Origin of the sequence: Micromonospora sagamiensis (assembly GCF_014680085.1) — a bacterium.
GTDB lineage: Bacteria > Actinomycetota > Actinomycetes > Mycobacteriales > Micromonosporaceae > Micromonospora > Micromonospora inyonensis.
Window position 1 is genome coordinate 2029457 of the sequence record NZ_AP023438.1, and the last position, 22478, is coordinate 2051934.

At 72.9% G+C, this 22478-nt stretch carries 22 protein-coding genes; 9 read left to right on the plus strand and 13 right to left on the minus strand.

Annotated features, from left to right (window positions below):
• The first annotated feature begins 70 nt into the window (after nt 1-70).
• The 4 genes from IGA62_RS08390 (at nt 71) to IGA62_RS08405 (ending at nt 3953) form a co-directional block, all read left to right on the plus strand.
• Nucleotides 71-895 (plus strand): ATP-binding cassette domain-containing protein, encoded by an 825-nt coding sequence (locus tag IGA62_RS08390; RefSeq protein ID WP_145815515.1) that lies wholly within the window; start codon nt 71-73, stop codon nt 893-895.
• Nucleotides 892-2151, plus strand: coding sequence for a sugar ABC transporter permease (locus IGA62_RS08395; protein WP_145815514.1), 1260 nt, complete (start codon nt 892-894; stop codon nt 2149-2151). The genes IGA62_RS08390 and IGA62_RS08395 overlap by 4 nt, the downstream gene beginning before the upstream one ends.
• 27 nt (nt 2152-2178) lie before the next feature.
• Nucleotides 2179-3357 (plus strand): ROK family protein, encoded by a 1179-nt coding sequence (locus IGA62_RS08400; RefSeq protein WP_145815513.1) that lies wholly within the window; start codon nt 2179-2181, stop codon nt 3355-3357.
• A gap of 215 nt (nt 3358-3572) precedes the next feature.
• Nucleotides 3573-3953: a hypothetical protein gene (locus tag IGA62_RS08405; protein ID WP_145815512.1), complete on the plus strand. Its 381-nt coding sequence runs from the start codon at nt 3573-3575 to the stop codon at nt 3951-3953.
• 165 nt (nt 3954-4118) lie between these two features.
• Here the strand turns inward: IGA62_RS08405 and IGA62_RS29965 are convergent, their stop codons facing one another.
• Nucleotides 4119-4772 (minus strand): CGNR zinc finger domain-containing protein, encoded by a 654-nt coding sequence (locus IGA62_RS29965; RefSeq protein ID WP_232624927.1) that lies wholly within the window; start codon nt 4770-4772, stop codon nt 4119-4121.
• Nucleotides 4773-4852: 80 nt separating this feature from the next.
• On the opposite strand from IGA62_RS29965, the gene IGA62_RS08415 reads away from it, so the two are divergent.
• A complete protein-coding gene (locus IGA62_RS08415; RefSeq protein WP_145815511.1) occupies nt 4853-5416 on the plus strand; it encodes a hypothetical protein in 564 nt (187 codons plus the stop codon).
• A 23-nt stretch (nt 5417-5439) separates the two neighbouring features.
• Here the strand turns inward: IGA62_RS08415 and IGA62_RS08420 are convergent, their stop codons facing one another.
• The 7 genes from IGA62_RS08420 to ung form a co-directional block, all read right to left on the minus strand.
• Nucleotides 5440-7233, minus strand: a complete 1794-nt coding sequence (locus tag IGA62_RS08420) for an ABC transporter ATP-binding protein (protein ID WP_145815510.1) — start codon at nt 7231-7233, stop codon at nt 5440-5442.
• Nucleotides 7233-8936: an ABC transporter ATP-binding protein gene (locus IGA62_RS08425; protein WP_145815509.1), complete on the minus strand. Its 1704-nt coding sequence runs from the start codon at nt 8934-8936 to the stop codon at nt 7233-7235. Before IGA62_RS08425 ends, IGA62_RS08420 begins: the two co-directional genes overlap by 1 nt.
• A 68-nt stretch (nt 8937-9004) precedes the next feature.
• On the minus strand, nt 9005-9259 hold the full coding sequence (locus IGA62_RS08430; protein ID WP_145815508.1) for a hypothetical protein: 255 nt from the start codon (nt 9257-9259) through the stop codon (nt 9005-9007).
• A gap of 64 nt (nt 9260-9323) precedes the next feature.
• Nucleotides 9324-10370, minus strand: coding sequence for a tRNA (adenosine(37)-N6)-threonylcarbamoyltransferase complex transferase subunit TsaD (tsaD, locus tag IGA62_RS08435; RefSeq protein WP_145815507.1), 1047 nt, complete (start codon nt 10368-10370; stop codon nt 9324-9326).
• Between the two features lie 9 nt (nt 10371-10379).
• Entirely contained in the window at nt 10380-10883 is a 504-nt protein-coding gene (gene rimI, locus IGA62_RS08440; protein WP_145815506.1) for a ribosomal protein S18-alanine N-acetyltransferase, read from the minus strand.
• A complete protein-coding gene (gene tsaB, locus IGA62_RS08445; RefSeq protein WP_145815505.1) occupies nt 10880-11557 on the minus strand; it encodes a tRNA (adenosine(37)-N6)-threonylcarbamoyltransferase complex dimerization subunit type 1 TsaB in 678 nt (225 codons plus the stop codon). The genes rimI and tsaB overlap by 4 nt, the downstream gene beginning before the upstream one ends.
• A 121-nt stretch (nt 11558-11678) precedes the next feature.
• The gene (gene ung, locus IGA62_RS08450) at nt 11679-12380 is read right to left on the minus strand and encodes a uracil-DNA glycosylase (RefSeq protein WP_145815504.1); all 702 of its coding nucleotides are present in this window, start codon (nt 12378-12380) and stop codon (nt 11679-11681) included.
• A gap of 140 nt (nt 12381-12520) precedes the next feature.
• Here ung and IGA62_RS08455 point away from each other — a divergent pair, with 140 nt between their 5' ends.
• On the plus strand, nt 12521-13186 hold the full coding sequence (locus tag IGA62_RS08455; protein WP_145815503.1) for a hypothetical protein: 666 nt from the start codon (nt 12521-12523) through the stop codon (nt 13184-13186).
• A 647-nt stretch (nt 13187-13833) separates the two neighbouring features.
• On the opposite strand, the gene IGA62_RS08460 is transcribed toward IGA62_RS08455, so the two are convergent.
• Complete coding sequence (locus IGA62_RS08460; RefSeq protein WP_145815502.1) at nt 13834-14313, minus strand: hypothetical protein; 480 nt, start codon at nt 14311-14313, stop codon at nt 13834-13836.
• Nucleotides 14314-14494: 181 nt separating this feature from the next.
• Between IGA62_RS08460 and IGA62_RS08465 the strand changes: the two genes are divergently transcribed.
• Nucleotides 14495-15766 (plus strand): tetratricopeptide repeat protein, encoded by a 1272-nt coding sequence (locus IGA62_RS08465; RefSeq protein WP_145815501.1) that lies wholly within the window; start codon nt 14495-14497, stop codon nt 15764-15766.
• Between the two features lie 75 nt (nt 15767-15841).
• Here IGA62_RS08465 and tsaE read toward each other — a convergent pair whose 3' ends face one another.
• From tsaE to IGA62_RS08485, 4 genes are all read right to left on the minus strand, one after another.
• Nucleotides 15842-16321, minus strand: a complete 480-nt coding sequence (gene tsaE, locus IGA62_RS08470) for a tRNA (adenosine(37)-N6)-threonylcarbamoyltransferase complex ATPase subunit type 1 TsaE (RefSeq protein WP_145815500.1) — start codon at nt 16319-16321, stop codon at nt 15842-15844.
• A gap of 29 nt (nt 16322-16350) precedes the next feature.
• Complete coding sequence (locus IGA62_RS08475) at nt 16351-17445, minus strand: alpha/beta fold hydrolase (protein WP_145815499.1); 1095 nt, start codon at nt 17443-17445, stop codon at nt 16351-16353.
• Nucleotides 17442-18560 (minus strand): alanine racemase, encoded by a 1119-nt coding sequence (gene alr, locus IGA62_RS08480; RefSeq protein WP_145815498.1) that lies wholly within the window; start codon nt 18558-18560, stop codon nt 17442-17444. The genes IGA62_RS08475 and alr overlap by 4 nt, the downstream gene beginning before the upstream one ends.
• A 219-nt stretch (nt 18561-18779) precedes the next feature.
• Nucleotides 18780-20249 carry an NAD(P)H-hydrate dehydratase gene (locus IGA62_RS08485; protein ID WP_145815497.1) on the minus strand — a complete coding sequence of 490 codons (1470 nt, stop codon included), beginning with the start codon at nt 20247-20249 and terminating at the stop codon, nt 18780-18782.
• Nucleotides 20250-20459: 210 nt separating this feature from the next.
• On the opposite strand from IGA62_RS08485, the gene IGA62_RS08490 reads away from it, so the two are divergent.
• Both IGA62_RS08490 and IGA62_RS08495 read left to right on the plus strand, forming a co-directional pair.
• A complete protein-coding gene (locus IGA62_RS08490) occupies nt 20460-20774 on the plus strand; it encodes a hypothetical protein (RefSeq protein ID WP_232624928.1) in 315 nt (104 codons plus the stop codon).
• A complete protein-coding gene (locus tag IGA62_RS08495; protein WP_186499715.1) occupies nt 20771-22420 on the plus strand; it encodes an alpha/beta hydrolase in 1650 nt (549 codons plus the stop codon). The genes IGA62_RS08490 and IGA62_RS08495 overlap by 4 nt, the downstream gene beginning before the upstream one ends.
• Nucleotides 22421-22478: the final 58 nt, after the last annotated feature.

Consider the following 22478-nt stretch of genomic DNA (forward strand, 5'->3'; position numbering starts at 1 on the left):
GCGTCACCTGAGGACCGCAACCCGCGGTGACGCCCGCCGCCCGGCGGCTCGACAGACGTGAGGGAGACCCGTGTCCACCACCCCCCTGCTGGAACTACGTGGGATCGACAAGAGCTTCGGCCCGGTCCAGGTCCTGCGTAACGTGGCCTTCTCCGCCCACCCGGGGGAGGTGACGGCTCTGGTCGGCGACAACGGCGCCGGCAAGTCGACGCTGGTCAAGTGCATCAGCGGCATCTATCCGACGGACGCCGGCCGGTTCCTCTTCGACGGCCGGCCGGTCACCATCAACAGCCCCCGGGACGCCGCCGCCCTGGGTATCGAGGTCGTCTACCAGGATCTGGCGCTCTGCGACAACCTCGACATCGTCCAGAACATGTTCCTCGGCCGGGAGAAGCGCACCGGCATCGTGCTCGACGAGCCGACCATGGAGCAGATGGCCGCGGATACCCTGGCCGGGCTGAGCGTCCGGACGGTCACGTCGCTGCGCCAGCACGTCTCCAGCCTCTCCGGCGGCCAACGGCAGACCGTGGCGATCGCCAAGGCCGTGCTCTGGAACAGCCGGCTGGTGATCCTGGACGAGCCGACCGCCGCGCTCGGCGTCGCGCAGACCGCCCAGGTGCTCGAACTGGTCCGCCGGCTCGCCGACAACGGGCTGGCCGTCGTCCTCATCTCGCACAACATGAACGACGTCTTCGCGGTCTCCGACCGGATCGCCGCGCTCTACCTCGGACAGATGGTCGCCCAGGTGAAGACCACCGACATCACGCACGCCCAGGTGGTCGAGCTGATCACCGCCGGCCGCTCCGGCACGGTCGGCCTGATGACCGGCAACGGGACGCCGTACCCCGACATCGGCGGCGGGTCCGCCGACAGCACCCCAGGAGCCCTGCGATGACCAGCACCGCCGTGCGCAAGGTCGGTCCGGTGAAGGCCACCGCGCCGTCGACCGTGGGTGACCACCTCCGCAACTACGTCAGCCGGGTACGCGGTGGCGACATCGGGGCCCTGCCGGCCGTCCTCGGGCTGCTCGTGCTCTGCACGGTCTTCTCCGTCATGCGACCGTCGTTCCTCTCGGCGGTGAACTTCGCCAACCTCTTCACCCAGGGCGCGGCGGTCACGCTGATCGCGATGGGTCTGGTCTTCGTGCTGCTGCTCGGCGAGATCGACCTCTCCGCCGGTTTCGCCAGCGGGGTCTGTGCCGCCGTCCTGGCGAACATCGTCACCGTCGCCGGCTACCCCTGGTACGTGGCGGTGCTGGCGGCCATCCTCACCGGCCTGGTCATCGGGCTCGCCCTGGGCTTCCTGGTGGCGAAGGTCGGCATTCCGTCCTTCGTGGTCACCCTCGCCGCATTCCTCGCCTTCCAGGGCATCGTGCTGCTGCTGATCAGCGGCGGCAGCAACATCTCCGTCCGGGACAAGGTGCTGGTGGCGATCGCCAACCGCAACCTGCCGCCGGTGCTCGGTTGGCTCTTCTTCGCCGTCGTGGTCGGCGGGTACGCGGCGACCCAACTGCTGCGCCACCGTAAGCGGATCCGCCGTGGCCTGGTCACCGACCCGTTCCCGGTGGTGCTGGCCCGGATCGGCGGGCTGGCGGTCATCCTCGGCGTCGCGGTCTACATCCTCAACCTGGAGCGCAGCCGCAACGTCCTGATCAGCTCGCTCAAGGGCGTGCCGATCGTGGTGCCGATCATCGCCGCGCTGCTGGTGCTCTGGACCTTCGTCCTCCAGCGCACCGCCTACGGCCGGCACGTCTACGCGGTCGGCGGCAACCAGGAGGCCGCCCGCCGGGCCGGCATCAACGTCGACCGGATCCGGATCTCGGTCTTCGTGATCTGCTCGACGATGGCCGCGATCGGGGGCATCGTCGCCGCCAGCCGGGCCAACTCGGTCGACCCGAACACCGGGGGCAGTAACGTACTGCTCTACGCCGTCGGCGCGGCGGTGATCGGCGGGACCAGCCTCTTCGGCGGCAAGGGACGGGTGCTCGACGCGGTGCTCGGCGGCGCGGTGGTCGCGGTGATCGACAACGGCATGGGCCTGATGGGCTACAGCTCCGGGGTCAAGTACGTGGTCACCGGGGTGGTGCTGCTGCTCGCCGCGAGCGTCGACGCGTTCTCCCGACGACGGGCCGCCGCCACCGGCACCCGCTGACCACCCCTCGACCGGAGTACCAGGAGCATGCGCACAGGACCCAGCCAGGACGAGATCCGCCGGCAGAACCTCGGCGCGCTGCTCCGCTACGTCCACGTGCACGGCGCCACCTCGCGGGCGGAACTCACCACCGCCCTCGGGTTGAACCGCAGCACCATCGGCGCCCTCACCGCCGACCTGGCTGGCGCGGGCCTGGTCAGCGAGGGTGCCCCGAAGGAGACCGGCCGGGCCGGGCGACCCTCGCTGGTCGTCCGGCCCGAGTCGGAACGGGTCTTCGCGTACGCGTTCAGTGTCGAGGTGGACCGGCTGCGGGCCGCGCGGGTCGGGCTCGGCGGCGAGCTGCTCGACCGCCGGGAAGTGCCCCGGTCGCACGGCTCGACGGCGGCGGAGGCGGCACCGCTGCTCACCGCCCTGGTCAAGGAGATGGAGCAGGGCACCCCGGGCGGCGCGGTCTGCGTCGGCGCGGGCGTGGCGGTGGTCGGCATGGTCCGCCGCAACGACGGCCTGGTCCGGTCCAGCCCCACCACCGGCTGGGTCGACGAACCGCTCGGCGAGCTGCTCCGCGCCGGGCTGGGCACCGGGCACCCGGTCGCGGTCGGCAACGTCGCCGACCTGGCCATGCTCGCCGAGCACGTCCGGGGCGTGGCGGTGGGCTGTGACAACGTCATCTACCTGCACGGCGACGCGGGGGTCGGGGCGGGCATCATCGCCGGTGGGCGGCGCGTCACCGGGCACGACGGCTACGGCGGCGAGGTCGGCCACATGGTGGTCAACCCCCACGGGCAGCCCTGCGGCTGCGGTTCCCGGGGCTGCTGGGAGACCGAGATCGGCGGGCCCGCGCTGCTGCGGGCCGCCGGCCGCGACGGTGCGCCGGGGCAGGACGCGATCCTGGCCGTGGTGGACCCGGCGGCACGCGGGGACGCCAGCGCCCAGGCCGCGGTCCGCCAGGCCGGCGACTGGCTCGGCTTCGGTGTCGCCAACCTGGTCAACATCCTCAACCCGGAGATGGTCGTCTTCGGCGGCACCATGCGGGACCTCTACCTCGCCGCAGCGGCCCAGGTGCGCAGCCGGCTCAACTCGATGGCGCTGGCCGCCTGCCGGGAGCAGGTCCGGCTGCGCACCCCGAAGTTGGGCGACGAGGCGCCCCTGATCGGCGCGGCCGAGCTGGCCTTCGAGCGACTGCTCGCCGACCCGCTCGACGTCTGACCCGAGCCGGCCCCGCCCGGTCCACCGAATCGGGTCGCCCCGTTGCCGAGCAGGTTGTGCCGGCCAGCGGAGTTGCCGGCCAGGCGTGGGGCCGAGTGTGGAATTCCGTGAACCAACCCGTCCGACGCATCCGTGTCTCCCGTAGACGAACGCGTTATGCGCGTGTCTGGACTGGTCCACGGCAACATCCCACTACAAGGCCCTAGGAGCCCTAAATGGCAGCTTTGACTCGTATGCGCAAGGCGTGGCGACCGGCCGTGGTCGGCGCCCTGGTCCTGGCCGGGTTGACCACCGCCGCGACGCCGGCAGCGGCAGCGACCACCAACCGGACCGGACTCTGCAACAAGGGAACGGGCTTCTCGTCGACCCTGGAGTTCCCCTGGCGGGGCGGGTTCACCAGCTATGCGGTGGGGCCGGGCAAGTGTTGGAGCATCACGCTCGCCGCCGGCAGCACCGAGCCGGTCTACGTGTATGCCCACGGCAACGGCGCGAAGGTCTTCCTCGGTTCGAAGACGATCAAGACGGGCGAGCACAACGTGTTCCGGACCAAGGGCACCTCGGTCTGGTCGGCCCAGTACTGGTTCTCGCACAGCTGACCAGCGTGGAACCCGCGCGTGCCTCTGGCGCGCGGGGCTCCAGAGCCACCAACACCGCACTGACAGGACGTCGCCGGACTCGGAATCGACGACCACCTCCATGCGGGCGCCCGTTGACGAGCACCCGGCCCTTTGGGGCACGGGTGCTCGTCGACGATCAGAAGGTCAGCTGCACTCGTGTGGCGATCCCCCCACCCGCGAACCGGGGTCGGGCCGGCGGTGGCGGGTGGCGTAGGCGCGGACCTTGGCGCGGTTGCCGCAGACCGCCATGCTGCACCAGCGCCGCCGGCCACGCGGGTCGAGGAAGAGCCAGCCGCAGTCGTCGCCGGGGCAGGCCCGCACCCGGTGCCGGTCCGCCGTGGTGAGCAGATCGGCGGCGGCCCGGCCGCAGGCGAGCAGTGGCAGGGCCAGCCCCGCCTCCTCGTCGAGGGTCCACCGCGGGGCCCCCTCCGCGTCGGCGCGGAGCCGGGAGGCGGTGGCCGCCCGCTCGGCTACTCCGGCGACGACCTCGAAGGCTGCGGTGTCGCCAGCAGTCAGGAGGGTGGCCCGCAGGGCCGACCGGAAGGTCCGGGTCCCGGTCAGCACCCGCTCGGCCACGTCCGGCTCTTCCTCGGCCACCGCCCGGAGCCGGCGCACCGTGGCGGCGTCGAGCAGGTCCGCGTGCCCGGCCCAGACGGCGAGCCGGTCGTAGTCGCGCAGCCATTCCCGGTGCGGCGCGGGCGACTCGTCCCACCCGCCCCAGGTGTTGCAGAGTTCCAGTCCAGGGTGGCCGGCGAGCAGCACCGGCATGGGGTGACCGTCGACGTCGATCCAGTGCACCGCGCCAGTATGCCTTGACGGCGGATCAGCTAACCAGTAAACCTCTCCACACCGGTTTTTCACATCCTTACGGTTAGGCGGTGGCGATGGTGCCCAGGTTCGTCCGGATGGTGCTGGTGGGCGCGGTGGTGCTCGGTGTCCTGCTCGCCGCGGCTCCCGCGTCCGCAGTCGTCGGGCTGGTTGACGGGGCTCGGCCCGGTGGTTACCGGCCCGAGCCCTGGCGCACCTGGGTGCAGGAGGAGTGGACCGCCCCGGCCGGCCGGTACTGCACCTTCCCCCTCCAGGTGCGGGTCGTCACCCAGAACGTCCGGGTCCGGGTGGTCGCCCGGTACCCCGACGACACGGTCCGTCGCGAGGAGTTCGCCGGCCCGCTGGTCGTCGACTTCGTCAACGGCGACACCGGCCGGACCGCGCGGCGCGACGCTGGCGGCTCCGGTGCCGCCGACTACCGGCCGGACGGCACCTGGTCCCGCTACACCATCGTCGGCCCCGCCGGCTTCGGTTTCCGGCCCGGGGACCACCACCCCCGGGGCTACTACCTCCTCGACGGGCTGCACGTGATCGCGTTCGACGCCGACGGCACCCGCCGGCTGACCGTCGCCGTCGGCGAGCAGGAGAACGTCTGCCTGGCCCTGGGCGACTGACCGGCAGGTCCGCCGGTGGCGGGTCAGGGGCGGGGACCGTGCCAGGAGCGCCAGAGGTCCGCGTACGAGCCGCCCCGGGCGAGCAGCTCGGTGTGCGAACCCAGTTCGGTGATCCGGCCGCCCTCCACCACCGCCACCCGGTCGGCGTCGTGCGCGGAGAAGAGCCGGTGCGCGATCGCGATCACCGTACGGCCCTCCAGCACGGCGGCGAGCGACCGTTCCAGGTGCCGGGCCGCGCGCGGGTCGATCAGCGAGGTCGCCTCGTCCAGCACCAGGGTGTGCGGGTCGGCGAGCACCAGTCGGGCCAGGGCCAACTGCTGCGCCTGCGCGGCGGTGAGCGGGTGTCCGCCCGCGCCGACCCGCGTCCCGAGGCCGTCGGGCAGGGCCTCGGCCCAGTCCAGCGCGTCGACCGCGGCCAGCGCCGCGCGGAGGTCGGCGTCGGTGGCGGACGGGCGGACCATCGCCACGTTCTCCCGCAGCGTGCCGATGAAGACGTGGTGCTCCTGGGTGACCAGGGCGACGTGCCGGCGGAGTTCGGTCAGGGGCAGCCCGGTCAGGGGCCGTCCGTCGACCGTGACCGACCCGGTGCGCGGGGTGTGCACCCCGGCCAGGAGCCGGCCCAGCGTGGACTTGCCAGCCCCGGACGGCCCGACCATGGCCAGCTTCTCCCCCGGCTCCGGGACCAGGGTCACGCCGTGCAGCACGTCCCGCCCCTCCCAGTAGGCGAACGTGACTTCCCGGACGGCGACCCGACCGCTGCCGAGGCCGCCGGCTGGTTCCGCCCCGTCGACCGGGGACGGCCTGGATCCGTCCGGCGCGGACCGGGCCGCGTCCGGCCCGTCCGGGGTGGCCACACCGAGCAGCCGGGCCAGCGACGCCCCGCCGACCTGGAGTTCGTCCAGCCAGGCGAGCAACCGGTCGACCGGCTCGATGAGCTGCTGCGTGTAGAGGGTCGCGGCGGTGACCTGGCCGAGGTTCACCCAGCCCTCCAGGTAGAACCAGCCGCCGACGACCAGGGTCGCCACCATCGGCACCAGGTACCCGATCTCGGTGAGCGGAAAGAAGACCGTCCGCAGCCACAGGGTGTACCGCTCGGCCGCGTACGACCGGCGGATGTCGGCGTCGGTGCGGGCCCGCCGCCGCGCCTGCTGCCGCAACGCCTCGGTGGTCCGCGAACCCTCGACGGCCTCGCTGATCCCGTCGGTGATGTCCGAGTAGGCGGCGTTCTCCCGCAGGTAACCGTCGGTGGCCCGGCGCAGGTACCAGCGGGTGCCGACGACCAGCACCGGTACGGCGACCAGGCAGGGCAGGACCAGCAGCGGCCCGACCAGCAGCAGGGCCCCGAGGACGAACGCGGCGGTGACGACCGCGATCAGGGTCTCGGGCACCGCCAGCCGGACCGTGCGGGACAGGGCGGAGACGTCCCGGGTCGTCCGGGTCAGCAGGTCGCCGGTGCCGGCCCGCTCCACCGTGGCCAGCGGCAGGGCCAGGATCCGGTCGACGAACTCCTCCCGCAGCGCGGCGAGCACCCGTTCGCCCAACCGCGCCGAGGCGATGTGCGCGAAGCGGAGCAGCACCGACTGGGCCACCACGAAACCGGCGATGGCCAGCACGATCGCGTCCACCGGTGTGCTCCGGTCGCCCCGGGAGACCCCCTCGACCAGGTCGCCGAGCAGGCGCGGTCCGGCCAGCCCGGCCGCGGCGGCCAGCGCGTGCAGGGCGAGGGCGCAGGCCAGCGCGCCCGGATGGCGGCGGGCCAGGGCGCGGGCGTACCGGCGGACCTGCGCCGCGTCCGCGACCGGCAGGGCGGTGGCCATCAGCTCTCCGCCCGGCTGACCGTCGCGGCGTACCGGGGTTCGGTGCCGAGCAGGTCCTCGTGCCGCCCCTCGGCGACCACCTTGCCGTCCTCCACCACGATCACGTGGTCGGCCTGCCGCAGCACCAGCGGGCTGGTGGTGCAGACCAGGGTGGTCCGGCCGGCCCGCGCCGGCCCCAGGCGGGCGGCGATCCGCGCCTCGGTGTGCGCGTCCACCGCGCTGGTCGGCTCGACCAGGAGCAGGATCTCCGGGTCGGCGACCAGCGCCCGCGCCAGCCGCAGGCGCTGCTGCTGCCCGCCGGAGAACTCCCGGCCCCGCTCGGCCACCGGGCTGTCCAGCCCGTCCGGCAGCGCCGCGACGATGTCGGTCGCACTCGCCGTCGCCAGTGCCGCGGCGATCGTGGCCTCGTCGGCGACGTCGTGCGGGTCCAGCTCGGCGCGGAGCACTCCGGTGAAGAGATGCGCGTCGTTGTCGACCACCAGGATCCGCTCCCGCACCGTCGCCAGCGCCACGTCCCGCAGCGGTACGCCGTGCAGCGTCGCGTCCGAGTCCACGTACCGGCCGAGCCGGTCGGTGATCGTGACGGCGTCGGCCGGTTCCGCCGTCGCCAGCGCGGTGAACCGGCCGGGGCGGACCACCACCCCCGAGCAGGGGTCGACCAGCTCCCCCGGACCGTCGGGCAGCCGCACCGGGCGAGCCGGGTCGGCCAGCTCCGGGGTCAGCCGGAGCAGGTCGACCACCCGCCGGGCCGCCACGTGCCCCCGGGTCAACTGGTCGATCGTCTCGGTGATCGTGCGCAGCGGGGTGACCAGGAACGCGGTGTAGCCGTAGAAGGCGACGAGCTGGCCGGCGCTGATCTCCCCCCGCAGCGCGAACCGGGCACCGAGCCAGGTGACCAGGGCGAGGAAGAGACCGGGCAGCAGGATCTGCACCGCCGCCAGCAACGAGTCGACCCGGGCCACCCGTACCCCCTCGGCGCGCAGCGCCTGGGACTCGACCCGGTAACGCGCCGCGACCACCTGCTCGCCCCCGACGCCGCGCAGCACCCGCAGCCCGTGCACGATGTCCCCGACCCGGGTGGTGAGTCTGCCCTCCTGGTCGCGGTAGGTGCGCTGCCGGCGGTGCAGCGGCCGGATGAGCAGCCCGACCGCCACCATCAGCACCGGCACCCCGAGCACCACGACCAGCCCCAGCGGCACCGAGGCGGTCAACAGGATCACCGTGATGGTGACGAGGGCGACCACCGCGCCGCTGCCCCGGGCCAGGATCTCCATCGCGGAGCCGATCTGCCCGATGTCCGACGTGCCGATGCTGACCATCTCACCGGCGGCGACCCGCCGGGGCAGGGTGGCGCCGAGCCGGTTCGCCGCTTCGACGGTGAGCTGCACGGTGCGGTACGCGGCGGCGAGCCAGTTGTGGACCGCGCAGCGGTGTCGCAGCACGCCGGCGACCGCCTGGAGCACTCCGAGCCCGAGCAGCACCAGTCCCCAGGTGACCAGCGCGCCGGGGTCACGGGCGGTGAGGCCAGCGTCGATCGCCCGGCCGATGGCCGCCGGGGCGAGCGCCTGGGCCACCATCCAGACGACGCCGAGTCCGATCCCGGCGACCAGGGTGGGGCGGCTCTGGTTGGCCAGCCAGACCAGGAAGCGGGTGGCCGACCGGGGGTCGGGGATGCCGGGATCGCCGGCCGGTAGGGAACGCATGACAGGACAAAACCTAGGCGACGGACACGGACCGCGCCCGTCACGTCACCCACCGGAAGGTCGGCGTGTCAGCGATCGACCTGCGTGAAGTCCCAGGAGTGGGCGGGTCGGGCGAGCAGGGTCGGCGGAGGATCGGGCAGCGAGCGGGGCGTGTTGCGCCACTTCGAGATGACCACCACCCGGTGGTCGGTGGAGGTGAAGACCTCGCTGGACACGTGCAGCGGGTCGTGCTCGAACTCCCGCAGCCCGAGGTCGCAGACCCAGGCCAGCAGGTCGTCGAAGCCGTACGGCTCGGCGCGGGCCTCCCACATCCGTACGATCACGTCGTCCGCCCTCCCTCCGCCTCGCCGCTGCTGACGGTGCCTGCCTCCGCCTCGTCTGCGAAGGTTACCGGCTGACCGTGGTCAGCGGCATGGCCGAATCGGCGGGCAGGTCGAGTCGGCTCGGCGCGACCCCGGCGGCGACCAGGTGCGAGCCGAGCGCGGCGACCATCGCGCCATTGTCCGTGCAGAGCTGCGGCCGGGGCACCCGGACCCGGACACCGTGCTTGGCGGCGCGGTGCTCCGCCATCGCCCGCAGCCGCGAGTTGGCGGCCACCCCCCCACCGATGACCAGCGTCTCCACGCCGTGCGACCGGCAGGCGTCCAGCGCCTTGGTGACCAGCACGTCGCAGACCGCCTCCTGGAACGAGGCCGCCACGTCGGCGACCGGCACCGGCTCGCCGGCTCGCTGCCGGGCCTCCACCCAGCGGGCCACCGCCGTCTTCAGCCCGGAGAAGGAGAAGTCGTACCGGTGCGCGGCGAGGTCCTTGGCGGCGGTGAGGCCACGCGGGAAGGCGATCGCGGCCGGGTCGCCGGCACGGGCCTCCCGGTCGACGTACGGGCCACCGGGAAAGGGCAGGCCGAGCAGGCGGGCCACCTTGTCGAACGCCTCACCGGCGGCGTCGTCGATGGTCGCGCCGAGCGGCGTCACCCCCCGGGCCAGGTCGTCGACCAGCAGCAGGGACGAGTGACCGCCGGAGACCAGCAGGGCGACCGCCGGTTCGGGCAGCGGGCCGTGCTCCAGGGTGTCCACCGCGACGTGCGCGGCGAGGTGGTTCACGCCGTACACCGGCTTCTCGGCGGCGAGCGCGTAACCCTTCGCGGCGGCCACGCCGACCAGCAGTGCCCCGGCCAGGCCGGGGCCGGAGGTGACCGCGATCGCGTCGATGTCGGCGAGGGTCACGCCCGCCTCGGCGAGCGCCCGGTCCATGGTGGGCACGATCGCCTCCAGGTGGGCGCGGCTGGCCACCTCGGGCACCACGCCACCGAACCGGGCGTGCTGCTCCACGCTGGAGGCGAGCGCGTCGGCCAGCAGGGTGTGGCCCCGGACGATGCCCACACCGGTCTCGTCGCAGGAGGTCTCGATGCCGAGGATCAGCGGTTCGTCAGCCATCGCGTGTCGTCAGTCCCTGGTGCGCCGCATGACCAGCGCGTCGGTGTTGGTCGGTTGGTAGTAGCCACGGCGGATGCCGATCGGCTCGAAGTCGTACCCGGCGTAGAGCTTCTGGGCCCGGGCGTTGTCCACCGCGACCTCCAGCAGCACGTCGCGGGTCCCCCGGGCGTCCGCCTCGGCGAGCAGCGCCTCCAGCAGGGCCCGGCCGACCCCGCGCCGCTGGGCGTCCCGCCGGACCGCGATGTTCTGCACCCATGCCTCGTCCGGGGCCGCCACGGCGAGCCCGGCGTAGCCGAGCACGTCGTCGCCCGCGGAGCCGGCGGCACGATCGGACTCGGTGGCGACCAGGTAATGGTGCCGGTTGGCCAACTCGTTCCAGAACATCGCCGGCGACCACTGCTCGACGCCGAAGAGGTCGGCCTCGATCGGCAGTACCGCGTCGATGTGCCACCAGCGGAACCGGTCGATGCGGACCGGCCCGGAGCGCCCATCCGTCGAGCCGCCTGCGGTCACGGCAGCACCGGCTTGCGGGCGGTGGCCGCCACCGCGTCCGGCCGGCGCAGGTAGAGCGGGGTGAGCCGCTCGCCGGGGGCGGCGGCCCGGATCCGCTCGGCGGCCAGTCCGGCCAGCGCGACGGCCGACGGATAGCGTGGCTCGGCCCGCAGCGGCAGGCCGAGCACGTCGGCGTAGCGGTGCGCGCCGTCGCCGACCATGGCGGTGGCCCCGAGGTCGCGGGCCCGTTCGGCGACGACCGCCGGCACGTCGACGTCCGGGCCGGCGATCCGCTCACCGGCGGAGTCGTACACCGCCCAGTAGACCTCCCGGCGGCGCGCGTCGGTGGCGGCCAGCACCGGTTCCCCGGCGGCCGCCGGGTAGCCGACCGCATCCAGCGAGCAGACCCCGTACGTGGGGACGCCGAGCGCCTGGCCCATGCTGGCGGCGGTGACCAGGCCGACCCGCAGCCCGGTGAACGGGCCGGGCCCGAGCCCGGCGACGATCGCCCCCAGGTCGACGGGACGGGCGCCCACCTCGGCGAGCACCGCCGCGACCTGCGGCGCGAGCAGCTCGCCGTGGGCCCGGCCGTCGACGGCATGACGCTCCGCCCGGAGCGTGACGCCGTCCGGCCCGATCTCCGTCAGCGCGGCGGTCACCGCCGGGGTCGAGGAGTCCACCACCAGTACGAGCACGTGCCCACCCTAGCCGGGCCCACCACCGGCCCTCCGGCGACTCGGTCGCACCCCGGCGTCGCCCCGGTCACCACCGGCCGGGCGGCGACGGACGCGCCCGACCCGTGGCGGGTGCGGCGGTTCAGCCGGCCGACCGCTCCCAGTCGACCGTGGGCAGGCCGGCGTCGGCGAGGGCCTTGTTCGCCGCGCTGAACGGACGGCTGCCCAGGAAGCCGCGCGGGTTCATCGGGCTGGGGTGGCCGGCCTCCAGCACCACGTGCTGCGGGTTGGTGACCAGCGCGGCCTTCTTTCGGGCGTACCCGCCCCAGAGCAGGAAGACCACCCGGTGGTCCAGCGCGTCGAGGGCCCGGATGGTGGCGTCGGTGAACTCCTCCCACCCCTTGTTGCCGTGCGAGCCCGGCGTCGCCTGCCGGACGGTCAGCACCGCGTTGAGCAGCAGCACCCCCTGCGCCGCCCAGCCGTCGAGGTTGCCGCTGCGCGGCTTCGGCACGCCGAGATCCTCGCTCAGCTCCTTGAAGACGTTGCGCAGCGACGGCGGCACGGACACCCCGTCCCGGACGCTGAAGCTGAGCCCGTGCGCCTGCCCGGCCTTGTGGTACGGGTCCTGCCCGAGGATCAGCACCCGGCAGTCCTGCGGCGCGCAGAGCCGGTACGCCGAGAAGAGGTCCTCGACCGGCGGGAAGACCGTCTGGGTGGCGTACTCCCGGGCGACGAACTCCCCGAGCGCGGCCGTCCGGGCCGGGTCGAGGTGCGGCTCCAGCACGGTCCGCCACCCGTCCGGCAGCAGGTCCAGCAGGTCCAGGGTCGGCACGTCCTCGGGCATGGGCCACCTTTCCATCGCAACGGTCGGCTCCGCCGACCGGACAGGTCGGCTACTTCCTACCAGTCCGGGCCGACAGTTCCCAGCGGGCCGGCAGTGGCGGCGGCGCACTACGCTGCGGCCACCTCACGAAAGGATCATCAATGCGCAAGACGCTACTGCCCGTCCTGGCTCTCGCCCTGGTCACCATGCTGGCGTGCGGCTTCGGCAGCCAGACCACCCCCGGCGGTAGCGGGACGAGCGACCGGGGCACGAGCGCCACACCCGATCCGGACGCCGAAACCCCCGAGCCGGAAACCACCGCCGCCGAGACCCCGGTGGCGGCGGCGAGCAGCACCGCCCCGACCGGATCCGAGCCGCTGACCTGCGCGCAGTTGCAGGACGCCGAGCTGGGCAACGTGGAACACCCGTACAACGGTCAGAGCACGCCGATCCGGCTGGTCGGCGGCTCCTGGTCGGGTGACGGGATGGTCGTCCGGTTGCAGTCGTGTGCCGTCGGCGACCTGACCGGCGACGACGCCGCCGACGCCGTGGGCGTGATGCTGATGGACGGTGGCGGTACGGGCAAGTTCTGGCAGATCGTGTTCTTCGGCAACATCGACGCCCGGCCGCACTACGTGTCGACGACCGACATCGGCGACCGTACGCCGGTGGAAGCGGTGTCGGTCAGCGGGCAGCGGCTGAAGGTGGTCTACCTGATGCGTCCCGAGGACCCGTCGTCGACGGCGAGCCTCATCCGGCGCACCGCCACGTACCGCCTCAGCGGCAGCCTGCTCGTGGAGACCGGCCACACCGACGTCCCCGCCTGACCGGCTGAGGTGGGGCGGCCCTCAAGCGGCCAGCCCCACCTCAGACGTCGGACACGTTGACCTGGAATTGCATACCGGCCGCACTGGGACAGCTTCGAAAGCAGGGATGCGCTCCCCGCTCTCCAGCCGACCGATTGCCCGCTGAGCTTCAGGTGCGAGAGACTGGTCCTACCTCTGATGCGACCGACCAACGATGAAGCTCGAGTTATCGCCGGTTCAATCTTGAACGGTTCGTAGCCGCATCCGCCAACGGGGTTGAAGCCCTTAGTGACTACTGAAGTTGATTGTCAATATTGCCACAATCCGATGCCGATCACCGTCTTCAGAAGTGCAATAGCTGTCATTATAGCGATAGTCAGCGCGAGCCATGCTTGTTATCTCGTAGTGGTGGGTCCGAGACCATCCTTCACCCGGGGACTTTCCGGCTTTTCCTCGCAAAATAGTTACAGAGGCCACGGGGGACGGCTCGCCAGGCGCGGTCGCCAAGTGGTCCCAGAACTGCTGCGCCTGCTGCAGTCCCACCCGAGATATTAGCTGGTCGTAGTGCCGTCGGTAACGCTTGTGGACCAAGACCCTGTAGAGCGGCTCCTGGGCCGGCCTTCCCTCGGGCCGACGAGCAGGCTGATAGGGATCGTAGGCGCTTCCGCTCAACTGTCCCCGCCGTTGCTGTCCGGCCGCCGAACCTCTTCATACTCATCAAGAGCATGCCCACCCAGAAGCACTTTCCGCCGTAGCGGGTCTTCGAGTTGCCTAGCTGTGGTCTTCCATGCGTGCACACACTCGTCCAGGCGACTCGGATCCTGGTCGGAGTTCGTCACAACCAACGCTTCGTGCAGCTCCCCGACGAACTCCCTAAGGTCGTCCATGTCGAAAGCCCTCAGCCAGGCGAGATCACCAAGCTCAGCTACGGCAGGCATAGCACCTCGACGGAGGAGCTCTTCGAGCCGAAGATGCACGGATGACCACTTGGCAATAGCTTCGAGCCACACGAGGTGGCGCTCGGGGAGCATCACCAGACTGGTTCCATCTTTGTCGCGCAGACGCGCACGGCCCGACCGCGCAGCATCCAGAAACTCCACGCGTCGCTGGTTGGCAAGATCGCTCGGTTGGAAGATCACTGAATCCATCACTGCCACCCTTCGTGCACCCACGATAGTATGCACGATCCTAGGTGTCAACGCAGGCCCTTGACCGATAGTTGTCCCAACCTTCACAGAGAGGCAGACTGAGCACGCAACCGCCCCGGAGGGACGGAGGGACATCATCAACGGGGACGCAGATCGGCCCTTCGACGCCAGGCAGACCTGGATGGAAGAGGATCATCAAGGTGATCTTGGTCAGTGGCAGCTTGTCAGTCTGGTCACGTGCCTCCGCCAGACACTGCTTGAAATCGCATCAATGGGTTCAGCGACCGACAAGAAGACCAAATCCCGGCGACTGGGCGGCCCTTCACCCCTTGACATCATCGACGAACTGACCGCGCGAGGGCTAGACGGGGAATCGCTTGTGCGATATGGCATTGCCCCAGAAATGATCTTGCATGCGCTGGTGGACTTGCTGGTTGCGGAACTTCTGTCAGCCGGGGCGGCCGACACACCCTCGGCCTCAAATGGATGGCGGCGGGTATTCAAGATAGATGACCCTCGAGTTCAAGCTAGGGTCCCCCGGCTCTTGCGCGACCAGAAGGATGTTCAGAACGCAGTACAGGGATTGGTCGAGAACGGCGACGGGGTCCTTGGGCCCACCCTTGCCGCCGCAGCGCTGTGGGCTTGCAACGCGGGCCTGGAATCACTACTCACCTTCAGCCCACCAACCGAGGAGCAACTCGCAGAAGCCAACCTTTCCCCCTCCCTCGATCTGGATTTGATGCGAGACTACAAATGGGCGGTAGACCGATTCTCGAGCACATACTACTTCGAATGGGCAATCGGCTCCCTGCACTCCGAGTGGCGCTGGCAGCACGGTATCGGAATTCCGCCCTGCCCGGCCCACTTGATGCAGCATCCACCCGTCCAGCTAGACTTGCTCAACCATCAGATCGCACAACGTGCAGTGCTGTCGAATTCCAGCGAGATCATTCCGTCGCTCTCGCAACAGGTTGGACGACACGCCCTTTCGCTACTGCGTGACGGGAAGCACGAGCACGCTGCCACGCTGTTCGAATTTGTGTGCCACCAAGAGCCCGACAACCCCGAACCCCACAACAATCTGGGTTTCTGCCTCCTGCCCTCCGCGCCGCGCCTCGCCCTGACACACCTCGGCATCGCTCGCCGTCTGGGATACGAGCCTCTCGCGATAAACGTTTACAACGTGATGTGCTGCCATGTCGCACTGGGCCAGAACCAGGAAGCGGTCAAGGAAGCAGACCGCTACCTTTCTTCCGGGACGCAAAAACCTCTCACGTCAGCCACCTTGTGGACAGTCTCCCCGAGCGGCGACTTCTCTCTCTGGGAGACAGACGACGTCCACGAAGCTGTCAGCGATCTCGCAGCTCACGCGGCGGCCGTGGTCCCCCGTCCACGAATGATCGGCGGTGATCCTCGCGGTCATATCGTCGATGATGCGCCTCGCTCCACATAATGCTCGACGGCGACGCGTGCCCGGGAATTCTGACGCCCCCGCTGGCCGATTCAGGTAGGTCGGTCCGGCCTGGGATCAGGCCGACAGGGCCACCAGGCGGGCGGGCCAGTCGCCGCCCACCGGGACCAACTCGGCCGTGCGGGTGTCGTCGTCGTGCCGGTCGAGGCGGATGTGCAGGTGCGACTCGGTCAGGTGCTCGGCCAGGCCCTCGCCCCACTCGACCACCGTCACCGAGTCGTCCAGCGAGGCGTCCAGGTCGAGGTCGTCGATCTCGGCGCGCGGATCGGTGGCGTCGCCCAGGCGGTACGCGTCGGCGTGCACCAGGCCGACCGTGCCGGCGCGTGCCGGATCCGGCCGGTGCACCCGGGCGATCACGAAGGTCGGCGAGGTGATGTCGCCGAGCACGCCCAGTCCCGCGCCGATGCCCTGGGTGAGCGCGGTCTTGCCGGCCCCCAGCGGGCCGGTGAGCAGCACCAGGTCACCGGCGCGGAGCAGCCCGGCGAGCCGTCGGCCGAAGGCGTGCGTGTCGGCCAGGGCGGGCAGCTTCACGACCACCGGCGGCGTTCCTCCACCGCGCGCACCACTCACAGCCTCTCCAGGAAGTCCATCAGGGCGGCGTTGACCTCGTCCGCGTGTTCCAGCATCACCACGTGCCCGCTGTCCGGGATCCGGACGAACTCGGCGTGCGGCAGCCGCCGCACGATCTCCTCCGAGTGGGTCACCGGCGTGATCATGTCCTTCTCCCCCGCGACCACGAGCACCGGGGTGCCGGCCAGCGCGGCCAGCGCCGGGTGGCGGGCGTGGGTGGCCAGGGTACGCAGGTACCGGGTGACCGTGTCGGCCGAGGTGTGCGAGTTCATCTCCTCCACGTACGACACCAGCGCCGGGCTCGGCTTCGGGGTGCCGAAGCCGTACCGGCGGGTGAGCAGCCAGGCGACGTTGGAGGTGGACCGGCGGGCCCGGTCGATGATCGTGCCGCCGTACCGGGTGGCGTTGTTGACCATGTAGAGCACCGGCGGGCCGACCCGGCCGAGCAACGCCGGGGCGACCAGCTTGGTCTCGGCGAGCAGTCCACCGGAGGTGGCCATCAGCACCGTGCCGACCACCCGGTCGCCGAACATCTCCGGGTACAGCTCGGCGAACGCCATGATGGTCATGCCGCCCATCGAGTGCCCGACCAGCACCAGCGGCCCGTCCGGGGTGGTCCGGTCGATCACCCGGCGCAGGGCGTGACCGAGCGCGGTGAGGTCGTACTCGCCGCTCTCCAGCTTGCCGGAGCGGCCGTGGCCGGGCTGGTCGTACGCGACGACACGGTGCTCGCCCCGCTGGGCGAGCAGCTTGCGCTGGAAGTGGAAGGTCCCCATGTCCAGGCAGAACCCGTGCACCAGGACGACGGTGGGCTGCCCGGCGGTGGGCCGGGTCGGCTCGACCACCTCCACGTGCAGGTCGGTGCCGTCGGGCAGTTCCATCCGGAACGACTCGTCGGACCGCTGCTGGCCGAAGACCTCGTCGGCGTACCGGTCGGTGGGGTCGGTCTTGTACCGGCGGACCAGGACCCGCTCGGTGGCCACCCCCGCCGCGAGCCCGGCGGCGGCCACCCCGACGGCCGCGCCGACCAGGCCGGCGACCTTCCCGGCGGCGGTACGCGGCCGGGGCACCCGGCCGAGCAGGGAGGTCATGTCCGCTCGCCGTCGTAAACCCGGGCGACCCGGGGGCCGCCGAACCGGGTGACGATCTCGTAGTTGATGGTGCCGACCGCCTCGGCCCAGTCGTCGGCGGTGGGCTCGCCGTCGGCGCCGCTGCCGAAGAGGACCGCCACGTCGCCCGCCGCGACCGGGTCGTCGCCACAGTCGATCATGATCTGGTCCATGCAGACCCGGCCGGCGATGGTCCGGTTCCGCCCGGCCAGCCGGACCGGGCCGGCGTTCGAGGCGTGCCGGGGCACCCCGTCGGCGTAACCGACCGGCACCAGGGCCAGCGTGGTCTCCCGGTCGGTGGTGTAGGTGTGGCCGTACGAGACACCGGTCCCGGCCGGAACCCGCTTGGTGAGCGTCACCCGGGCCCGGGCGGTCATGGCGGGACGCAGGCCGTACCGCTCGCCGGCCACCGGGGAGAGGCCGTAGACCGCCAGGCCGGGACGGACCAGGTCGAAGTGGGTGTCGGGACGGGTCAGGGTGGCCGCCGAGTTGGCCAGGTGCCGGTACCGGGGGCGCAGTCCCGCCCGTTCGACCATGTCCAGCCCCTCGTGGAAGACCGTGATCTGCCGATCGATGGTCGGGTGGCCGGGCAGGTCGGCGTAGGCGAAGTGGCTCCACACGCCGACCAGCTCGACGAGGCCGTCGGCCTGGGCCTTGGCGGCGGCCTCCAGCAGCGCCGGCCAGTCGGCGACGGTCGCGCCGTTCCGGGAGAGCCCAGTATCGATCTTGAGGTGCAGCCGGACCGGTCGCTCCGCCCGCCGGGCGGCGGCGGTCATCTCGTCGAGCTGGCTGACGCTGGCCGCGGAGAGGTCGACGTCGGCGGCCACCCCCTCGTGCAGCGGCAGCCCGGGGCTGAGCAGCCAGGCCAGCACCGGCGCGGTGATCCCGGCCCGGCGCAGGGTGAGCGCCTCGTCCAGGGTGCAGACCCCGAGCCAGGTCGCCCCGGCGTCGAGCGCCGCCCGGGCCGCCGGGAGCATGCCGTGCCCGTACCCGTCGGCCTTGACCACCGCCATCAGCTCGGCGCTGGTGCCGGAGCGCAGCCGCGCCACGTTCTCCCGGATGGCGTCAAGATCAACCCGTACCTCGGCCTGCCACATGGCCCCAGCCTACTGACCACGGTGATCGACGTGCTCCAGCGCCGCCGAAGGAGTTCCGGGCGGTCCGGCCCGCACCGTCGGCCGGGCGCCGCAGCTCACGCCCGGACCCCGCACCCCGACACCGTCGGCCGGGCGCAGCAGCTCACGCCCGGACCCCGCACCCGACCGCGCGCCGCAACCCACCGCCCGGCCACTCACTCGCGGCCGGGCACCGCCGGGTCAGCCGAGTCCGGCCAGCACCGGGCGGAGCGCGGCGGCCACGTCGGTCGCGGTCACCGGGCCGTGCCGGGCCGCCTCCCGACCGGCCAGTCCGTGCAGGTACGCGGCCAGCGCGGCGGCCCGCTCGGCCGGCAGCCCGGCGGCGAGCAGCGAGCCGAGCAGTCCGGCCAGCACGTCGCCGGTGCCACCGGTGGCCAGGACCGGGGTGCCGGTCGGGTTGACGTACGCCCGCCCGGCCGGCGTGCCGATCACCGTGCGGTCCCCCTTCAGCAGCACCACCGCGTTCATCCAGGCGGCCAGCCGCAGGGCCGCGCCGACCCGGTCGGCACCCGGCTCCTCCCCGCAGAGCCGGGCGTACTCCCGGTCGTGCGGGGTCACCACGATCGGGGCGTCCCGGTCCCGCAGCCGATCCGCCATCGAGCCGTCGACCAGCATGGTCAGCGCGTCCGCGTCGAGCACGACCGGCACCGGTGCGGCGAGCACGGTACGCAGCTCCGCCGCAGCCTCGGCACCGGTGCCGAGCCCGGAACCGCAGACCCACGCCTGTACCCGCCCGGCGTCGGCCACCCGCCCGGTGGCGATCACGGACGGATGGCGGTGGAGCACCTCGGCGGCGGCGGTGCCGGCGTACCGGACCAGACCGGTCGGCCCGGCGAGCGCACCGGCGACGGAGAGCACCGCCGCGCCCGGGTAGGTCGCCGATCCGGTGGCGACCCCCACCACCCCCCGGGTGTACTTCTCCGACCTCGGGCCGAGCCGGGGCCAGTCGTCCACCACGTCGGAGAACTCGGTGACGTGCAGCACCGGAGTACCGCGCAGCCAGGGGCCCAACCCGATGTCGACCAGCTCGACCTGGCCGGCGAACGCCGCCGCGTCCCCGACCACCAGGGCCGGCTTGAGCGCGCCGAAGGCCACCGTCACGTCGGCGCGCAGCGCACCCGGGCGGCCGGCGGTGTCGTGCGGCACGTGGCCGGTGTCGACCGCCACCCCGCTGGGCACGTCCACCGCGACCACGGTGGCCCGCCCGCCATCCCGGCCACGGAGGTTTCCCAGCCGCTGCACCAGCCGCGCCACCGGCTCCCGGAGCCCGCCGCGCCCGCCGATGCCGACGATGCCGTCGAGCACCAGGTCGGCCCGGGCGGGCAGGACGTCGACGGTCCGGCCGCCAGCGGCCCGGAGCGCGGCGAGTCCGTCCGCGTGCGCCCGTCCGGGGCTGAGCAGCAGTGCCTCGACCGCCGCGCCCCGACGGGCCAGGTGCGCTCCGGCGAAGAGGGCATCGCCGCCGTTGTCGCCGCTGCCGACCAGCAGTAGCACCCGCCCGCCGTACACCCCACCCCGGTCGGCGAGGAGCAGCGCGCAGCGGCGGGCCAGCCCGGCGGCGGCCCGCGCCATCAGAGTGCCCGCCGGCAGGGTGGCCATCAGCCCCGCCTCCGCCGCCCGTACGTCGCCGACCCGCCACACCGGTCTCATGCCCACCGTCACCTTCCAGTGCGCTCTGGTCAGCACACGATCAGCAACCAACCCTAGCGGCGCGGAGGGTAACCGTCGGTCCCACTGCGGGCAATACCTGTGGACAGAGCCCGGGTCCCGCCAGCACCGGTTGTCCACAGCCGGTTCCGCGACCGTCCCGCCGGCCCTAGCGTCGGGGCACACCGGGGTCGTCGAGCGGGAGGTTGCCTCGTGGACGGAGCACGTGGATCGGGCGGAGTGCCCCTGACCGTCGACCTGCCGGCGCTGCGCACCGTCGCCGGCCGGCTCGCCGACGAGGCGTACCCGTTGGGACACGGGCTGGCCGGAGTGCCCGGGCTGGCCCTGACCGAACCCCGGTGGCACAACGCACGGGCACTGTCCGAGCTGGAGTCGGCGGTGCACACCTGGTTCGGGGCGCTCGGCGGCCGGTTGGCCGACACGGCCACGGCGGTCCGCACCGCCGCCGACCGGTACGCCGCGACCGACGAGCGGGCGGGCCGGCGGCTGCCCACCCCGGCCCGGTGAACGACTACGTCCGGCTCTGGACGACCGACCCGGCGGCCTGGGAGCGGGCCGGAGCCGCCTGGCGGGGTGTGGACGCCCTGGTGGACCGCCGGGCCGCCGGGCTCTCGGCCGGGGCCGCCGGGCTCCGGGACGCCTGGGCCGGCACCGCCGCCGGGGCGGCCGGCGACCGACTCGCCAGCCTGCGGGCGGAACTGGTCTCGGTCTCCCCGGTGCCGATCGAGGTGGATCAGGTCCTCACCGAGTTCGCCACCCGGCTGCGGCGGGCCCGGGCACGACTGGCCGGCGCGGTGACCCGGATCGACGCGGCGGGGCTCGGGGTCGACCGGAACGGGCGGGTCACCGTGCCCGCCACCGCATCCGTCCCGCCGGGTGCGACCGTGGGACGGGAGGCCGGGCCGGCCCCGGCACGGGTCACCCGACCGGTGGACCGGGCGGCCGAGGCGGCGCGGCTCTCGACCGAGATCGGCGACGCGCTCGCCCTGGCCGAGGCGGCCGACCGGGAGGCGACCGCCCGGCTCGGCGAACTGACCGCCGCCGCACGCGCCGGTTGGGTGACGCCGCCACCGGCGTACCGGCCGCCACCGGGAGCCGAGCCGGGGTTGGTCCGACGCTGGTGGGACGGGCTGACCCCGGCCCAGCGCCGCTGGCTGGTGGTGCACGAGCCGGCCCGGGTCGGCCGGTTGGACGGGGTGCCCTCAGCCGCCCGGGACCAGGCGAACCGGCTGCTCCTCGACGACCACCGGGAACGGCTGCTGGCCCGGCGGCGGGAGCTGCTGCGCCGGGTGCCCCGGGGGCCGGCGGAGCTGGCCGGGGTGGCCCGGCTCGACGCCATGCTGGCCGGGCTCGCCACGCTCACCGACCGACTGGCCGCGCCCGGCACGGGCGACGCGCCACGGGCGTACCTGCTCGGGCTGGATCCGACCGGCGACGGGCGGGCGGTGGTCGCGCTCGGCAACCCGGACCGGGCCGACCGGGTGCTCACCTACGTGCCGGGGATGACCGCCGACCTGGCCGACGCCGACGGCGAGCTGGGGCGAGCGGCCCGGGTCGCGGCCCGCGCCACCGCGCTCGACCCGGGCGGGGAGACCTCGGCGGTGCTCTGGCTGGACTACGACGCCCCGGACTTCGTCCACGAGGCGTACCGGGCCGGGCAGGCCGAGGACGCCGCCGCCGGGCTGCACCGGTTCCAGGAGGGGCTGCGGGTGACCCACGAGGGACCGCCGGCCCGGCAGACCGTTCTCGGGCACAGCTACGGCTCGCTGGTGGTCGGCACCGCCGCCCGGGAGCACGGCCTGGCCGCCGACGCCCTGGTCTTCGTCGGCTCCCCCGGCGTCGGGGTGGACCACGCCGCCGACCTGCGCATGCCGCCCGGTCAGGTCTGGGCGAGCACCGCCGCCGACGACGTGATCGGCCTGGTCCGGCCGCCGGTCGAGCTGGCCGGGCGGGCGGCGGTCGGCGCGGCCCTGCCCTGGCTGGCCGGGGACGTGGTCGGGCGGCCCGACGACGACCTCTGGTTCGGTCGCGATCCGACCGACCCGGGCTTCGGCGGGCGCACCTTCCCCAGCGGCCGGTACGGCCACACCGGCTACTGGGATCCGGCCAACCCCGCCCTGGACGGCATGGCCCGGGTCGTGCTGGGACGGTGAACCGCCGACCCGCACACACCGGCGGGGACGACGTCCGGCCCCCTCCCGCGCGGGCGGA

What these genes read in the sequence shown, in the direction of transcription:
- IGA62_RS08460 (WP_145815502.1), bottom strand. Translation starts at nt 14,313, where the DNA reads ATGGATTCAGTGATCTTCCAACCGAGCGATCTTGCCAACCAGCGACGC.
- IGA62_RS08420 (WP_145815510.1), bottom strand. Translation starts at nt 7,233, where the DNA reads ATGGCCACCGCCCTGCCGGTCGCGGACGCGGCGCAGGTCCGCCGGTAC.
- IGA62_RS08455 (WP_145815503.1), top strand. Translation starts at nt 12,521, where the DNA reads ATGCGCAAGACGCTACTGCCCGTCCTGGCTCTCGCCCTGGTCACCATG.
- IGA62_RS08485 (WP_145815497.1), bottom strand. Translation starts at nt 20,249, where the DNA reads ATGAGACCGGTGTGGCGGGTCGGCGACGTACGGGCGGCGGAGGCGGGG.
- ung (WP_145815504.1), bottom strand. Translation starts at nt 12,380, where the DNA reads ATGCCCGAGGACGTGCCGACCCTGGACCTGCTGGACCTGCTGCCGGAC.
- IGA62_RS08475 (WP_145815499.1), bottom strand. Translation starts at nt 17,445, where the DNA reads ATGACCTCCCTGCTCGGCCGGGTGCCCCGGCCGCGTACCGCCGCCGGG.
- IGA62_RS08465 (WP_145815501.1), top strand. Translation starts at nt 14,495, where the DNA reads ATGGAAGAGGATCATCAAGGTGATCTTGGTCAGTGGCAGCTTGTCAGT.
- IGA62_RS08395 (WP_145815514.1), top strand. Translation starts at nt 892, where the DNA reads ATGACCAGCACCGCCGTGCGCAAGGTCGGTCCGGTGAAGGCCACCGCG.
- alr (WP_145815498.1), bottom strand. Translation starts at nt 18,560, where the DNA reads ATGTGGCAGGCCGAGGTACGGGTTGATCTTGACGCCATCCGGGAGAAC.
- IGA62_RS08425 (WP_145815509.1), bottom strand. Translation starts at nt 8,936, where the DNA reads ATGCGTTCCCTACCGGCCGGCGATCCCGGCATCCCCGACCCCCGGTCG.
- IGA62_RS08400 (WP_145815513.1), top strand. Translation starts at nt 2,179, where the DNA reads ATGCGCACAGGACCCAGCCAGGACGAGATCCGCCGGCAGAACCTCGGC.
- tsaD (WP_145815507.1), bottom strand. Translation starts at nt 10,370, where the DNA reads ATGGCTGACGAACCGCTGATCCTCGGCATCGAGACCTCCTGCGACGAG.
- IGA62_RS08405 (WP_145815512.1), top strand. Translation starts at nt 3,573, where the DNA reads ATGGCAGCTTTGACTCGTATGCGCAAGGCGTGGCGACCGGCCGTGGTC.